Source organism: Alkaliflexus imshenetskii DSM 15055 (assembly GCF_000517065.1).
Classification (GTDB): Bacteria; Bacteroidota; Bacteroidia; order Bacteroidales; family Marinilabiliaceae; genus Alkaliflexus; species Alkaliflexus imshenetskii.
This window is the reverse complement of record NZ_KI912105.1, coordinates 2,341,517-2,356,301: the sequence shown is the minus strand read 5'-3', so window position 1 is coordinate 2,356,301 and position 14,785 is coordinate 2,341,517. Positions and strand designations below refer to the sequence as shown.

Genomic DNA, 14,785 nt, shown 5'->3' with positions numbered 1-14,785 from the left:
TTAAACCCTTAGCCGCACATGGGTTCAATAATTGCATTTCGGTTTCGAAGTGAATGTTGCCAGTAAGTATAAAGGTCAAAAGTAAAATTGCGTGCGTTACCTTCGGTTTGTACAAGCTTGCTGCGGCGTGCCACAACAAACGAGCCCGGCTCATCTGATTCATGCTCGGCAACCATAAAATCGATGGCATTCAGAAACTGATCATTGATACCATCCACTTCCGACTGGCAGTTGACAATTAATGTCAGACGATAGGTTTCAATAAGATTCAAAAGACGAGAAATCTCCTGGCTGTTAATAATTGAGGGAGAAGAAATATTCAATAGTAAATGCGTGATGCCAGGATTCAGAATCAGCATTTCGTCAATGGCGTTCCAACTGTCGTGAGATATAGCGCACAAATGTACATGAAAACCATATCCGGCGGTACGTTTGTCGAGCAAATCGAGCGTGGCGCATGGACCAGCAATAAGCAACTCCTTATCCCATGTCATCACCGATGACAAAACTGTTTCAAGCGCAAATGAACCTGGCCGGTTGAAAAGAATCGTTTCAAATCCGGTTTTGTAAAACCCTTCATTCACTTCCCTTTTGGACCACATGCCAAGTATTCTGGCATCCATTGCATCATCAACGAGCACTGTGCCCATTGTAAGATATGTGTTTGTAGCGATGCTCATAAGTAGATCAGATAACCGGATTATAAATAAAAATAAAGTTCCCTGTGTGTAATAAGTGCCTCGAAAACAACATATCTCAACACTTTGCTTTTGTGTAAATTTAGAGGCTATACCATCAATATGTGTTAACAATAGATTAAACCTCTGTTATTTATCCCTATAAAAATTGGACAAACAATTAAAATGCCTCACGTATTCGACATACCATATTTTTTATGAATTTTTGACCAAAACATCCCATCCTATGACCAAATTCCATTTTTGCCTATAAAATAAGATTTAAAACAATCCTCCCGCATCTTTAATTGTAGCCATTGGCATCAATCACTATCTTTACAATCCGGATGAAGACATCGCATCATAAATAAAAAAGCCTGTTGTCAAGAGACCTGGAAATGATGTGTCCGTTAATATATATTCCCTTCCCACAACTGTAGAAACAATCATCACATGCAAAAATATGCTGACATAGTTTTACCGGTGCCCCTTCCCAAACTGTTTACCTACGAGGTACCCGAAGAGTTCTTACCAGTTCTGGAAAAGGGTGTGAGGGTAGTTGTGCCGTTTGGAAAAAAGAAGCTTTTATCAGGGATTGTTTACAACATTCATGAAACGAAGCCAGCAGCCTATGAGACCAAGCCCTTGATGTCGGTATTAGACGATGCTCCGGTAGTTCTCGATATGCAATTAAATCTATGGCAATGGATTGCTGATTATTACCAATGCACCATTGGGGAAGTTTATAAAGCAGCTCTGCCATCGGGGCTTAAACTTGAGAGCGAGTCAAAACTTTGTTACAACCCTGAATTTGAAGATGAAACAGGGCTTCCGGAAAAAGCGTTGATGATTCTGAACTACCTTTCTGAAAAGAAATATTGCACCATTAACGAAGTAAATAACCTCACCGGCCTAAAAAACAGCTACCAGTATATCAGGCAATTAGTAGATGTACAGGCTGTTTTTATGAATGAAAACATAAGTGAGTCCTATCGTCCAAAAACCGAACAATATCTTACAATTCATCCGGAACACCGAAGTGAAGAGCAACTAAGAAACTGCTTTGATTTACTGGAACGCGCCCCAAAACAGCTACAGTTACTTATGATCTTCCTTCAGAAAGCTGGTGGAATAAACGACGCTATAAAGGGGAAGAGCGTTAACAGAAAAGAGCTGTTGGCTACCTTAGAGAATGGCGCGGCACAGCTGGGTGAATTGATAAAAAAAGGCTTCATCGAACAAAAAAAGAGAGCTGTTGACCGACTGGAAACCGGCGAGGTACAGGTAAAAGAGAAGAAGCTGTTGTCGGAAGTTCAAACTGTGGCAATGAATGAAGTAAGAAACGGATTTGACCAAAAAAAGCCGGTGTTACTTCATGGCGTCACATCCAGCGGTAAAACAGAAATTTACATTCATCTTATTGATGAAGCCATAAAAGCAGGCAAGCAAGCACTTTACCTGCTACCCGAGATAGCGCTTACAACTCAAATTACCAGCAGACTAAAGACCCATTTCGGAAATAGTCTGGGCATTTACCACTCCAAATTTAGCGACGACGAGCGGGTAGAAGTATGGAACAACCTCCTGAAAAACAAAAGCTATCGTGTAATACTTGGTGTTCGTTCGTCGATATTCCTGCCATTTTCAAATCTTGGACTCATCATAATTGATGAAGAGCATGAACAATCATTCAAACAATTTGACCCTGCTCCAAGATACCATGCTCGCGATGTGGCACTTGTACTAGGTCAGTATTTCAATGCAAAGGTGCTTCTTGGTACTGCAACACCATCGGTAGAAAGCTATTACAATGCCCAGTCGGGAAAATTTCATCTTGTAGAGTTAACCACGCGCCATGAGGGCATTCAACTGCCCGAGATAGTTGTGGTGAATACGCGCGAAGCCAGCCGGTGTAAAATGATGCAGTCGCACTTTAGTCCCCAGCTTATTGAACAGATGCAAAAGTCACTCTCGAAAAAAGAGCAGGTCATTTTGTTTCAAAACAGAAGGGGATTTGCACCTTATCTGGAATGTAGCCTGTGTGGGTGGATTCCCCGTTGCAACCATTGCGATGTAAGTATGACCTACCACAAGCACATCAACCAATTGGTTTGTCACTATTGCGGATATGCCGTGCCAACCTATCACACGTGCCAGGCTTGCGGCAGTCCCTCGTTGCAGTTCAAAGGGTTTGGAACACAAAAAATAGAAGAAGAAATTGGCTTACTCTTTCCAGACGTAAAGGTTGGTCGGATGGATTATGACACAACCAGATCTAAAAAAGGTTATGAAAACATCATTACCGAGTTTGAACAGGGAAAAGTTGATGTTTTGGTAGGCACCCAAATGGTAACAAAAGGTCTTGACTTTGACAGGGTGAGCCTGGTGGGCATCCTAAATGCCGACAACATGCTTAACAATCCGGACTTCAGAGCCTTTGAGCGCAGTTTTCAAATGATGGCTCAGGTAAGCGGACGTGCAGGCAGAAAAAACCGCCGCGGAACAGTCATTCTGCAAACATCCAATCCGGAACATCCCGTAATCGCGCATGTTCGGAATAATGACTTCGTATCATTCTTTAATGAGCAAATTGAAGAGCGGCTATCATATAAATACCCACCCTTTTACCGAATTATCAACATAACCGTAAAACATAAAAATCAAAATACCGCTCTGCACGCAGCAAATGCCCTAACAGAATATTTGAGAAACAATTTCGGCAGCAGGGTTTTAGGTCCACAAGTGCCACCAGTAACAAAAATACAGGATATGCACCTGCAACGCATTTTGCTAAAACTGGAACGCAATGCCTCACCGGTAAAAGCCAAGCAACTCATGCAACAATGCATCAACTATGTAGTATCTCAGGAAAGATGGCGATATATCAATATTGTAACCGATGTGGATCCTATGTAAGTGGCATGGATATTTAATAATTTGCCGGAAATTTTGACAATTTGCCATTGTGCTGCCAGCCACAATGCCATATTTTTGCAGCAGGTTAGCGATTCGTTTAACCCACATCAATTAGTTACAATACAGCCAAAAGCACCTCTTTGCATAGCAAAGAAAAGTAGCTGAGAAACTTTCCCGAGCTGGTTATCAAACTACCAGATTCAGGGGAAGTTTCTTTTTTATTCCAACCCATAGCCTCCCAATGAAGTCTAACCCATTGTTCTGTCGAATCTGTTTTCTAATTAGAGGAAATAACTGTATTTTTGCTTTTACAGGCAGATGTTAAGGCCTTTGCCACTATTGTATCATATAAAAGAAAACAACAGCAACCTATCATTAGAATATGTTAAAACAGAGTTTACAGCAAAAGCTTCTTCAAAAGTTATCACCCCTGCAAATACAGGTGATAAAGCTTTTGGAAATCCCTGCTGCCCAGCTTGAACAACGCATCAAGGAAGAGCTCGAGGTAAACCCTGTGCTGGAATACGGCGCGGACACGGCGGCCAGTAACGACGACGATTACGGTGATGAACCTGAACCACGCGAGTCCGAAATAGAAAAGGACGAAATGTCCATCGATGATTACATCAATGATGACGACATACCGGCATACAAGCTTCAAACCAGAAACTACTCCAAAGACGACAAGCACGAAGATGTGCCTTTTTCCATTGGCACCACGTTCCACGAGCATCTTACCGACCAGCTTAGCTTACGCATCATGGACGACCGCCAGCGTGCCATAGCCGAATACATCATTGGTAATATTGATGAGGATGGGTACTTAAGGCGTGAGATTGACGAGATAGTGGACGATTTGGCTTTTGCTCAAAATCTGGAAATAGATGAGAGAGAAGCGCTGGCCCTTTTAGAAATTGTTCAGGATTTTGACCCACCAGGCGTAGGCGCCAGAGATTTACAAGAGTGCTTACTGCTTCAAGTTTTGCGAAAAGAAAAGGAGAGTGCTGCCATAGATAATGCATTACAAATACTTAAACACCATTTTGAGGAGTTTACGCGCAAACACTTTGACAAAATAGCCAGACGCCTTCACCTCGACGATGAAGACCTTAAAGAGGCCATTGATGAAATTCTGAAACTCAATCCCAAGCCGGGAAGTTCATACAGCAACCCGTTGAACAAAATGGTGCAGCACATCATTCCGGACTTCATTCTTGAAGTGGAAGATGAGCAATTTCAACTAAGTCTGAACACCAGAAACCTCCCGGAACTGCGAATAAGCCAGACCTATTCGGAGATGCTTAGCGATTATCAGTCGAACCGCAAAAACCAAAGTCGAGAGCAAAAGGAGGCGGTGATGTTTGTGAAGCAAAAACTTGACTCGGCCAAATGGTTTATCGACGCCATCAAACAAAGACAAAACACTTTGATGACGGTGATGGAAGCCATCCTGGATTACCAGAAAGAGTATTTTATAGAGGGCGATGAAATGCGTCTCAAACCCATGATATTAAAAGACATTGCAGACGTTACCGGATTAGACATATCCACCATATCCAGGGTTTCGAACAGCAAATACATTCAAACGCATTTTGGCATTTTCCCCCTTAAATATTTCTTTTCGGAAGGCTTACAAACCGATTCAGGAGAAGAAGTGTCCACGCGGGAGATTAAAAAGATTCTTGAAGAGTGCATCTCAGGCGAAGACAAGCGAAAACCTCTTACCGACGACCGGCTGGCACAGATTCTTAAAGAGAAATCCTATAATATTGCCCGACGCACTGTTGCCAAATATCGTGAACAACTAAACATTCCGGTAGCCCGTCTGCGAAAGGAGCTCTAGTATGGCGCCAGAACCGGCATTCATCCATAATAAAATGAACCAATGAAGATATTTAGCCGGATAATATCCGTACTTTTTCATCCAATGCTTATGCCTTCCCTGGGATTGTTCCTTATTTTTCAGGCAGGAACACATTTGTCATATATCCCTTTTGAAGCCAAGCGCATCATCTTCTTAACTGTATTTCTCTCAACCTGCATATTGCCAGTATCCATATTACCGCTTCTATATCAATTCAGAATGATTAAGAGCTTTAACATGGAAACGCCGCGCGAGCGTCTGCTCCCGGTATTTTTCACCGGATTCTTTTATTATCTGGGGTTTATGCTGCTCAAAAAAATGGGTATCTCAGGTATTATAAGCAATTTTATTCTGGCATCACTTCTGGCTGTATTTTCGGCAGTGGTGGTCACCATATTTTGGAAAATTTCGCTCCACATGATTGGCATTGGCGGTGTAACTGGCGCAATTATGGCCATCGGTATCAGATACAACCTTGATTTGGCACCATGGCTCACAATGCTGTTTCTGGCTTCCGGATTAACCGCCACGGCACGCTTACACCTTGGCGCTCATAATCCGGCTCAAATTTATGTGGGTTTTATGTGGGGTCTGTTGATTGTTTTCAGCTCTGTATTTATGTAACAAATGTCATCAAGCATTAACCTTAAATCCCAGTTTAGATAACATTTCGACCGTTTCCGATCTTAACATTTTGCCCTCAACGCTCCAGGAGCCAAACTCCCGACGAACAGGATAACTACCGCGAAGCTTTTCAAAATCAGAAGGCGACTGTCTTAATCTTTGATGATCATCAAGAATGTTGTATGTGTGCAAAATAGCTTCAGCGGCAGTATGGGCTGACGTTTTGCCGTCATCGCTAAGGGTGATTATCGGGTTTTCGGGCATTGGCAGCGATTCTGGCTTCCAGCCAACCAATGGAAAACCAAATTTATGGCTCACAGCATCTACCGTCATCGAAGAGCCATTGGCCTTTCCATCAACAGAGTAGCCGGCAATATGTGGCGTTCCGGCCCATACTTTCTCATGCAATAAAGATGAAATATCAGGCTCATTTTCCCACACATCTAAAACCAATTTACCAATCTTTTCAGAAGCCAAACCTGCCAACATCGCATTTGTGTCAGTTACTTCACCACGCGACGAGTTAATGATGACAACACCGGGTTTCAAGAGGGGCAAGATATCCTCGTTTAACAGATGGTACGAGACATCCGAACCACTCGTATTAAGCGGAGTATGATAGGTAATGATATCGGCATTTGCCACCAAAGTATGATAATCGGTAAATAGTGCATCACCTTCGCGACGGGCGCGGGGAGGGTCATTGAGCATCACATTGAAACCCAGTGTGCGCGCTAGCTGTTCAACTTTTGAGCCCACCATACCAACTCCTACAATGCCAATGGTTGTTTTTAATGGATTGGTACCTGACAAAATAAGATGGGCCAGTATCGACCCAATATACTGCCTGACCGACCCGGAGTTACATCCCGGCGCATTGCTCCACGTGATGCCACTTCGCTCTAGCCATGGAATATCCATGTGGTCGGTGCCAATTGTAGCGGTTGAGACCATTTGCACAGAAGTACCTTCGAGCAGATTTTTGTTGCATTTGGTTCGGGTACGAACAATCAGAATCTGAGCATCCGTCAGATCAGATTGCGAAATATCTTTTCCGGGTTTATACACCACAGTGGCATAGGGCTCAAAAACATTCCTTAGAAAGGGAATTTTATCATCTATAACAACTTTCATTTACACTCTGGTTTTAAGTATTTTGAACTTTAAAAACAGCACACAGTTCCATTTGTAAAGTTATCATCAAAGTATTTACGCTCAAAAATAATGCATATAATCATGGTATCAAGAACGTATTTCTGTTAGATTTCCGATAAATCAATACTAAAACACCATTTGCCGGATACTTTGTATTGATGCGCAAAACAAAGTCAGATAACCAATCTACTACAAAACCTGCTTGATCCTCATTATCTGATTAATTGCTGACTGATTACGCATAAAATGCCCGGATAGTATTGCGGTAAAGTGAAGTTTCACCCATCCTCCCAATCAAAAAAAATATTAAAAAAATAAAAATGTAGAAATGCTTATAATACAATCTTTACATCTTTTCCATCAATAAAATTTAGAGTTGTAGTATAGGATAAAAATTTCAAAACCATGATGCATACCAAAACAGAACAGCACAAGAGATTGATTCACACGAGGTTTAGGAAAACCTATTTAAGACCATACTGTCCTTAACAAACAAAATCGATCCTAGAACGCATCAACCTATCGGAACCAATTTTACTCTAAATATTATATATCAAACCTTTACACATCCCAACTCTCGCCCTCATCATAAAAAAATGATTTCAATGGTATCGAAAATTTGTCTATTTTTATGCCCGTCTTAAAATACGCAATCGATTACGAAACACAATCAAATAAACAACAAACCTGATAATTGCCAGAAACATGAGCAAAGAAACTGCAAAAAGAGCTGCTGACAATATCCGTATCCTGTCGGCCGCAATGGTAGAAAAAGCCAATTCCGGACACCCCGGAGGAGCAATGGGTGGCGCTGATTTCATCCATATTCTCTTTTCTGAGTTCCTGAATTTCGATCCACAGGACAGAAAATGGATTAACCGCGACCGTTTTTTCCTTGATCCCGGTCACATGTCGCCCATGCTATATTCTGCATTGGCACTTACCGGAACCTATACCATGGAAGAGTTGAGCAACTTCAGACAGTGGGGAAGCCCAACACCAGGACATCCGGAGGTGGATGTGGTGAGAGGCGTTGAGAACACCTCCGGTCCTCTCGGACAAGGCCACACCATGGCAGTTGGAGCAGCCATTGCAGAGCGCTTCCTGGCGCAGCGTTTTGGCAACTGGATGGAGCATAAAACTTTTACTTTCATCTCTGACGGCGGTATACAGGAAGAGATATCCCAAGGTGCTGGTCGTATTGCAGGATTCCTTGGTTTGAACAACCTCGTAATGTTCTACGACAGCAACGACATTCAGCTTTCAACTGAAACAAACGAGGTTACTGCTGAAGACACAGCTAAAAAATATGAAGCATGGGGATGGGCTGTTACCACCATCGACGGCCACAACCACGACGAAATACGCGCTGCACTAAAAGCTGCCATTGCTGAGCAAGAGAGACCTACACTTATCATTGGTAAAACCATTATGGGTAAAGGTGCTGTTAAAGAAGATGGCTCAAGCTACGAGAAAATGGTGAGCACACACGGTCAGCCTTTGAGCCATGCCGGAGCCTCTTTTGATGCTACCATTAAAAACCTTGGTGGCGACCCAAAAAATCCATTCGTGATTTTTGATGATGTGGCTGCTTTGTATGCCAAAGCAAACGAAGAGAAAGCAAAATATGCAGCAGCAAAAAAAGCAGAGCAAAAAGAGTGGGAGGCGAAAAACCCTGAACTGGCTAAAAAATTAAAATCATTCATGTCAGGAGAAGTACCTGCATTTGATTTTTCAGCCATCACACAGAAAGCCAACAATGCTACCCGTGCTGCATCATCCACTGTGTTGGCAGAATTTGCAGGCAAAATTGAGAACATGGTTGTGATGTCTGCCGACCTTGCCAACTCTGATAAAACAGACGGATTCCTTAAGAAAACAACTGTGTTCTCAAAAGGAGACTTCTCCGGATCATTCCTTCAGATTGGTGTGGCTGAGCTTACAATGGCCTCTATTGCCAACGGTATGGCGCTACACGGCGGTGTAATTCCTGTATGCGGAACATTTTTCGTATTCAGTGATTACATGAAACCTGCTGTACGTTTGGCTGCCTTGATGCAACTTCCAGTTATTTATGTATGGACGCACGATGCATTCCGCGTTGGAGAAGATGGTCCTACCCACCAACCAGTTGAGCAGGAAGCTCAAATCAGGCTGATGGAGAAACTGAAAAACCACCACGGCCAAAACAGTGTGTTGGTGCTTCGTCCGGCCGATGCTGAGGAAACCACCGTTGCATGGCAAATGGCAATTGAAAACACCCATACACCAACGGCACTGATCCTATCACGTCAAAACATTGTAAACCTGCCTGGCAACAACTATGAAATGTCTCAACAGGTGAAAAAAGGTGCCTACATTGTTACCAAAGACGAAGGTAAAATTGATGTGGTATTGATTGGAAACGGATCAGAGGTATCAACCCTTATCGAAGGCGCTAAAATACTAAGAGAGAAAAAAAGCCTGAAAATCCAGATTGTTTCCGTACCAAGTGAAGGCGTATTCCGCAATCAGCCCAAAGCTTACCAAAACGAGGTGTTGCTACCGGGCGTACCAAAGTTTGGTCTCACAGCCGGTTTGCCGGTTAACCTGGAAGGGTTGGTTGGCGAAAATGGCCTTGTTGCAGGTCTCGACAGCTTTGGTTTCTCAGCTCCTTACACCGTGCTCGACAAGGAGTTTGGCTTCACCGGTGAAGCAGTATTTGAGAAGGTATCTGCCCTGCTGAACAAATAATTGTCAGATTAACATAACAAAAAAGCCCTGTGATGGAGAGATAATCCATTAACAGGGCTTTTTTAATGCAAATATTTGTACCACTTTCCATAAAAAACTAATTATATTTAAAGCAGATTTAATCAGATGGATAATTCCGACGGTAGTCAACTACCCGAATCATGCTGTTTGTATCCATATTGAAAGCAGAAAGCCTATATTTGTAGCACAATATGCGGTTTTACAACCGACAGCACTGGCATATTATTCTAAAATCCCTGTTCCAAAATATGGTTATTATGGAAAATTATTTACTGGAATTAATTAAAGAGAACAACCGGATAATCATACCGAATTTCGGCGCTTTCATCGTGTCAAGAGAGAAAGGGCAAAACATACTGTTCAATAATTTTCTGAGTTTCAACGACGGACTGCTAATAAGTCATATTTGCGCCGTTGAAGGAACTGACTCGGCCACTGCCTCCAACAAAATTGACAGTTACGTAAAAACCATACGTGCCGCTCTGGATACAACTGGAAGTTACACCGTAAAAGATATCGGAACATTTTCGAAGGATGAGAATGGCGTATTGCGTTTTGAACAACTCACCCCACCAACACAGAGTGAAGAAATTATAAGTAAACCAGTAGAACAGCCTACTTCAGTTCCTGATTTAACCACAGACAATGAGTTGCTGGATTTGGATTTAATGGCCGAAGAAAAAAGCCCCGTTGAAAAACCAACTACCCCACATATTGAGCCCAGGCCGGCTCCACAACCTGTGCGGGAGGAGCCTGTTGCTCAGCCTAAAGCCAAGCCTGTAGTTGTTGCAAATGTGAGCAAACCAGAAACGACCAAAAAACCTGAAACCAAACCAACTCCAAAACCGGCAGAAAAGAAAACCATTATTAAAGAAAAAACTATCAAATCAGGTACCCCTCCCTGGTTAGCTGCTTTAATTATTCTAATAATTTTATTGCTGCTGGGCGCATTTCTTTGGTTTTTCACCGGCCTTCTGGATGACTTCAAACCTAAAAAACAGGAACCTGCTGTTATAGAGCATGTGGAAGAGTTGCCCCAAGTTGAAGAGACTATTGTTGAAGAACCAGTTGTTATTACTCCTGAACCCGCGGTTGGTGTTCGTCTACATCACATTATTGTAGCCAGTTTCAGGGAGGAATCAAAAGCTGCAGAGTTTTTAAAATCTCTACACGAAAAAGGGTACGCAAGCGCATTGATACTGCCCCACGAAAATCGATTTCTGGTTAGTGCAGAAAGACATCAATCGTTAAGAAAGGCGTTACAACGGCAGGAAGAGTTGCTCACAGAACTAAATATGGAAAACTGGGTGCTTTCTGTCACCCAAAAATAAACGCTCTTGGCACCCATCCTGATGTGCATTTTATTGTGGACATTACCAGTGATATGGTATGCCTGCGTAATAATACTCTTTTGGTATAACTGGCAAAAACCAGTCAATATGCCAATGGCAACCGGAAAGGCGCCATTTCTTTCCGTGATAGTTGCATTCAGAAATGAAGCTTTCAGGTTGCCCGATCTTGTAAACTGTCTCATAGCGCAAACCTATCCTACTCATCTGTTTGAGGTGATACTTATTGATGATAATTCAACAGATGATACAGTACATCGGATAAAATCCATAACCAATTTACCACATAACTTTCGGGTAATTGCCTCCCAAGGCAGAGGAAAGAAACAAGCTATAAAATCAGGCATTGCTGTAGCCATTGGTGAAGCTATTGTTACCACTGACGCTGATTGCCTTGTAGGGAAAAACTGGCTTGCTGCCATTTCAGAACAGCTACAACGCACAGGCGCTTCTATGTTAATTGGCCCGGTTACAATGCAATCGGATGGCACGCTTTTTTCGGATATACAACAGCTTGATTTTTTCGCACTTCAGATAAGTGGTGCAGCAGCTACCGTCATTAAAAGACCAGTGTTTTGCAGTGGTGCTAACCTCACATTTTGTCGTTCAATATACCAGGAGAATCACAACTTGATGCATGGCAACCATCTGGCCTCGGGCGATGATGTGTTTTTGCTGCATCTTTTTAAACAAAAAAGACATCAAATCTCATTTATCCGTGATGAACGTGCAATTGTAACAACAGCAACAGAACCCACATTTATAAAGTTCATAAAACAGCGCATGCGCTGGGGTGGTAAAAGCAAAGCATATCATGATGCTGACTCCATAATCTTAGCCATCACTGTACTATCTGCAAACCTGGCAATTGTTATTACGATGATTGGCGCCATCTATTGGCCCAAACTTTGGCTCGTTGCAATATCCGGATGGGTTATAAAGGCCTTGGCAGACATAACACTACTAAGGTCTGGCAAAAAATTCTTCGGGACAACATACAAGCCCAAATCATTTATTATCTACGCCAGCATCTATCCATTTATCCTCTGTTTCACGGCATTGGCCGGACTAATTTTCACAGCAAACTGGAAGCATAAATAAACAAAACATCGCCTCGATTGTCATTTCATTACTCACGAACAATTCACGCATGAAAAAAATGACACACGATGAAGTAGTTGCGTACGTGGCCCAACAACTTCCAAAATGGGGCATTGAGGATCTATCCATCAATAGAAATCTCAAATTCAACTCGTTTGTAGAAGCCTTTGCATTTATGACTGCTATGGCGATTGAGTGCGAAAAGATGGATCATCATCCCGAATGGTTTAACAGTTACAACAAAGTAAACATCAGACTAAGGAGCCATTCGGTGGGTGGTCTCACCATGCTCGACATGAAACTTGCATCCATAGCAGAGTTACTCTACCAGAAGTTTGCATAACGCGCATGGTATCAAAAAAGCGCTGCAACAACCATGTCACAGCGCTTTTAAAATATTGAGGCCAAAATTGTTATGGCATTTTATACATAAAGGCATTGATGTTCATCCCTGCTCCCACTGAGGTCATCATCACATTATCGCCTGATTTCAGTTCGTGCCCTTCCAGTTTTCCCTTAACAATAAGGTCGAACAGTGTTGGGACAGTTGCCACACTGCTGTTTCCAAGTGTGCGAATGGTCATTGGCATCACATCCAAATCCGCATCCTTTTCACCATACAAACGGCACAAACGCTTTAATATAGCCTCGTCCATTTTTGCATTCGCCTGGTGAATGAGTACCTTTTTCACATCCTTTAATATCATTCCGTTTGCTTCGAGACACTGTTGAGCCAACAGAGGTACATAGGTGAGGGCATAGTTATAAAGTTTGCGTCCAAGCATTTTAAGATAGAGGTTTTCACCCTCGACTTCGGGATTGTATGATTGGCCAATTCTGAGCAAATCCATATACTCCACGGCGTCGGTACGCACAGCATGCTTAAGCATGCCCACAGGATGTTCGCTTTCACGTGCTTCCAGAACTACAGCACCTGCGCCATCGGCAAAAATCATTGTATCTCTGTCATGTGGATCTGTAGAACGGCTGATAGTGTCAGCACCTATGACCAGTGCGCTTTTGGCATCACCCGATTTAATGTAGTAATTGGCCTGAATCATTGCCTGTGTCCATCCGGGGCAGCCAAAAGTAATATCATAGGCTACGCAGTTAGGATTAACAATACCAAGGTTGTTTTTAACCCTAGAAGCCAGTGTTGGAAGAATATCAGGGTATAAAGCGCCACTTTTAATATCCCCAAGGTTGTGGGCCACAATAATATAGTCGAGCTTTTCGGGATCGAAATTAGCGGATTTAATGGCATCCTGAGCAGCAAAAGTAGCCAGGTCGGATGTAACGTGCTGTGGTTCAGCCACACGCCGCTCGATGATATCCGTTATCTGCTCAAATTTATTAACAATCTCATTTCCTGGCGTTTCGATGCGCGTCCCATCTTCATTCATGAAGACATTGTTCTCAAAATGAGAATTTTTTATTACCACTGGCGGAATATAACTTCCGGAACCGGTAATTACGGCATAAATAGACTTTTTTGCACACATGCTATACGAATCAAAATTAATTTACTCTTTATAAAATTTCAGATGAAAATTCTGGCCATCCCACTCTCCATACGAAAAATGCGCCACCCAATCACCCAGATATATCAATTTACTATTTTCCTTTAAATCTATCTCCATGGCCAAATGCCTGTGACCAAAAATGAAATAATCATAATGTGTTTCCTTAAGGATTTCTTTTGACCAAACAACCAGCCACTCATTTTGTTCCCCCTGAAATACAGATCCATGCGATTCAAGGTTTTTCTCCCTGCTTTTGCGCGACCAGGTGGTAGCTATCCACACGCCCAAATCCGGGTGGATGAGCCGAAACAGTTTTTGAGCCCAAGGATTCGTAAATATGGCTTTCAGTCTACTATATGATTTTTCGAAAGATGTAAGTCCATCGCCGTGGGCAAGAAAGAACTTTTTACCATCAAAATCCCGCACCAGAGGCTTGCGATACATGGTAATACCGGTTTCGGTAGGCAGATAATCAAAAATCCAGATGTCGTGATTACCGGTGAAGAAATGCACCGGAATGCCCGAGTCGGTGAGGTCACAGAGCTTGCCTATAAAACGGGAATAACCACGAGGAATGGCTTTCTTGTATTCAAACCAAAAATCAAAAATATCGCCTAGCAGATAGATCTCTGCTGCGCTATCCTTAATGGAATCGAGCCATCGGACAAACCGGCGTTCATGGGCTACCGGATCAGAAATGGTAGGAGCACCTAAATGCACATCTGATGCGAAATATATCTTTTTGCGCTGTTCCAAAACCGTTGATACAACTAAAATAATGGTCGTTTAAAATCCGTGCGCAAAGATATTAGTTTTTTATTC

General features: G+C 42.5%; 11 protein-coding genes. 7 read left to right on the top strand and 4 right to left on the bottom strand.

Going from position 1 to position 14,785, the window contains the following annotated elements:
• Nucleotides 1-8: 8 nt before the first annotated feature.
• Nucleotides 9-680, bottom strand: a complete 672-nt coding sequence (locus tag ALKIM_RS0109825; RefSeq protein ID WP_026474490.1) for a hypothetical protein — start codon at nucleotides 678-680, stop codon at nucleotides 9-11.
• Between the two features lie 450 nt (nucleotides 681-1,130).
• On the opposite strand from ALKIM_RS0109825, the gene priA reads away from it, so the two are divergent.
• The 3 genes from priA (at nucleotide 1,131) to ALKIM_RS0109810 (ending at nucleotide 6,081) form a co-directional block, all read left to right on the top strand.
• Nucleotides 1,131-3,593: a replication restart helicase PriA gene (gene priA / locus ALKIM_RS0109820; protein ID WP_026474489.1), complete on the top strand. Its 2,463-nt coding sequence runs from the start codon at nucleotides 1,131-1,133 to the stop codon at nucleotides 3,591-3,593.
• A 382-nt stretch (nucleotides 3,594-3,975) separates the two neighbouring features.
• Nucleotides 3,976-5,436, top strand: a complete 1,461-nt coding sequence (gene rpoN / locus ALKIM_RS0109815; RefSeq protein ID WP_026474488.1) for an RNA polymerase factor sigma-54 — start codon at nucleotides 3,976-3,978, stop codon at nucleotides 5,434-5,436.
• Between the two features lie 42 nt (nucleotides 5,437-5,478).
• Nucleotides 5,479-6,081: a hypothetical protein gene (locus tag ALKIM_RS0109810; RefSeq protein ID WP_026474487.1), complete on the top strand. Its 603-nt coding sequence runs from the start codon at nucleotides 5,479-5,481 to the stop codon at nucleotides 6,079-6,081.
• Nucleotides 6,082-6,090: 9 nt separating this feature from the next.
• On the opposite strand, the gene ALKIM_RS0109805 is transcribed toward ALKIM_RS0109810, so the two are convergent.
• The gene (locus tag ALKIM_RS0109805) at nucleotides 6,091-7,215 is read right to left on the bottom strand and encodes a 4-phosphoerythronate dehydrogenase (protein ID WP_026474486.1); all 1,125 of its coding nucleotides are present in this window, start codon (nucleotides 7,213-7,215) and stop codon (nucleotides 6,091-6,093) included.
• A gap of 726 nt (nucleotides 7,216-7,941) precedes the next feature.
• Here ALKIM_RS0109805 and ALKIM_RS0109800 point away from each other — a divergent pair.
• The 4 genes from ALKIM_RS0109800 (at nucleotide 7,942) to ALKIM_RS0109785 (ending at nucleotide 12,783) form a co-directional block, all read left to right on the top strand.
• Nucleotides 7,942-9,969, top strand: a complete 2,028-nt coding sequence (locus tag ALKIM_RS0109800) for a transketolase family protein (protein WP_026474485.1) — start codon at nucleotides 7,942-7,944, stop codon at nucleotides 9,967-9,969.
• 278 nt (nucleotides 9,970-10,247) lie between these two features.
• The gene (locus ALKIM_RS0109795) at nucleotides 10,248-11,321 is read left to right on the top strand and encodes a hypothetical protein (protein WP_157363874.1); all 1,074 of its coding nucleotides are present in this window, start codon (nucleotides 10,248-10,250) and stop codon (nucleotides 11,319-11,321) included.
• 108 nt (nucleotides 11,322-11,429) lie between these two features.
• Entirely contained in the window at nucleotides 11,430-12,440 is a 1,011-nt protein-coding gene (locus ALKIM_RS0109790) for a glycosyltransferase (protein WP_026474483.1), read from the top strand.
• Nucleotides 12,441-12,489: 49 nt separating this feature from the next.
• Nucleotides 12,490-12,783: a 4a-hydroxytetrahydrobiopterin dehydratase gene (locus ALKIM_RS0109785; RefSeq protein WP_026474482.1), complete on the top strand. Its 294-nt coding sequence runs from the start codon at nucleotides 12,490-12,492 to the stop codon at nucleotides 12,781-12,783.
• 70 nt (nucleotides 12,784-12,853) lie between these two features.
• On the opposite strand, the gene ALKIM_RS0109780 is transcribed toward ALKIM_RS0109785, so the two are convergent.
• Nucleotides 12,854-13,942, bottom strand: coding sequence for a 3-oxoacyl-ACP synthase III family protein (locus ALKIM_RS0109780; RefSeq protein ID WP_026474481.1), 1,089 nt, complete (start codon nucleotides 13,940-13,942; stop codon nucleotides 12,854-12,856).
• A 21-nt stretch (nucleotides 13,943-13,963) separates the two neighbouring features.
• Nucleotides 13,964-14,719 carry a UDP-2,3-diacylglucosamine diphosphatase gene (locus ALKIM_RS0109775; protein WP_026474480.1) on the bottom strand — a complete coding sequence of 252 codons (756 nt, stop codon included), beginning with the start codon at nucleotides 14,717-14,719 and terminating at the stop codon, nucleotides 13,964-13,966.
• Nucleotides 14,720-14,785: the final 66 nt, after the last annotated feature.

Coding starts and splice junctions, on each gene's coding strand:
- ALKIM_RS0109790 (WP_026474483.1), top strand. CDS start 11,430: ATGCCAATGGCAACCGGAAAGGCGCCATTTCTTTCCGTGATAGTTGCA.
- ALKIM_RS0109825 (WP_026474490.1), bottom strand. CDS start 680: ATGAGCATCGCTACAAACACATATCTTACAATGGGCACAGTGCTCGTT.
- ALKIM_RS0109805 (WP_026474486.1), bottom strand. CDS start 7,215: ATGAAAGTTGTTATAGATGATAAAATTCCCTTTCTAAGGAATGTTTTT.
- ALKIM_RS0109780 (WP_026474481.1), bottom strand. CDS start 13,942: ATGTGTGCAAAAAAGTCTATTTATGCCGTAATTACCGGTTCCGGAAGT.
- ALKIM_RS0109810 (WP_026474487.1), top strand. CDS start 5,479: ATGAAGATATTTAGCCGGATAATATCCGTACTTTTTCATCCAATGCTT.
- priA (WP_026474489.1), top strand. CDS start 1,131: ATGCAAAAATATGCTGACATAGTTTTACCGGTGCCCCTTCCCAAACTG.
- ALKIM_RS0109800 (WP_026474485.1), top strand. CDS start 7,942: ATGAGCAAAGAAACTGCAAAAAGAGCTGCTGACAATATCCGTATCCTG.
- rpoN (WP_026474488.1), top strand. CDS start 3,976: ATGTTAAAACAGAGTTTACAGCAAAAGCTTCTTCAAAAGTTATCACCC.
- ALKIM_RS0109795 (WP_157363874.1), top strand. CDS start 10,248: ATGGAAAATTATTTACTGGAATTAATTAAAGAGAACAACCGGATAATC.
- ALKIM_RS0109785 (WP_026474482.1), top strand. CDS start 12,490: ATGAAAAAAATGACACACGATGAAGTAGTTGCGTACGTGGCCCAACAA.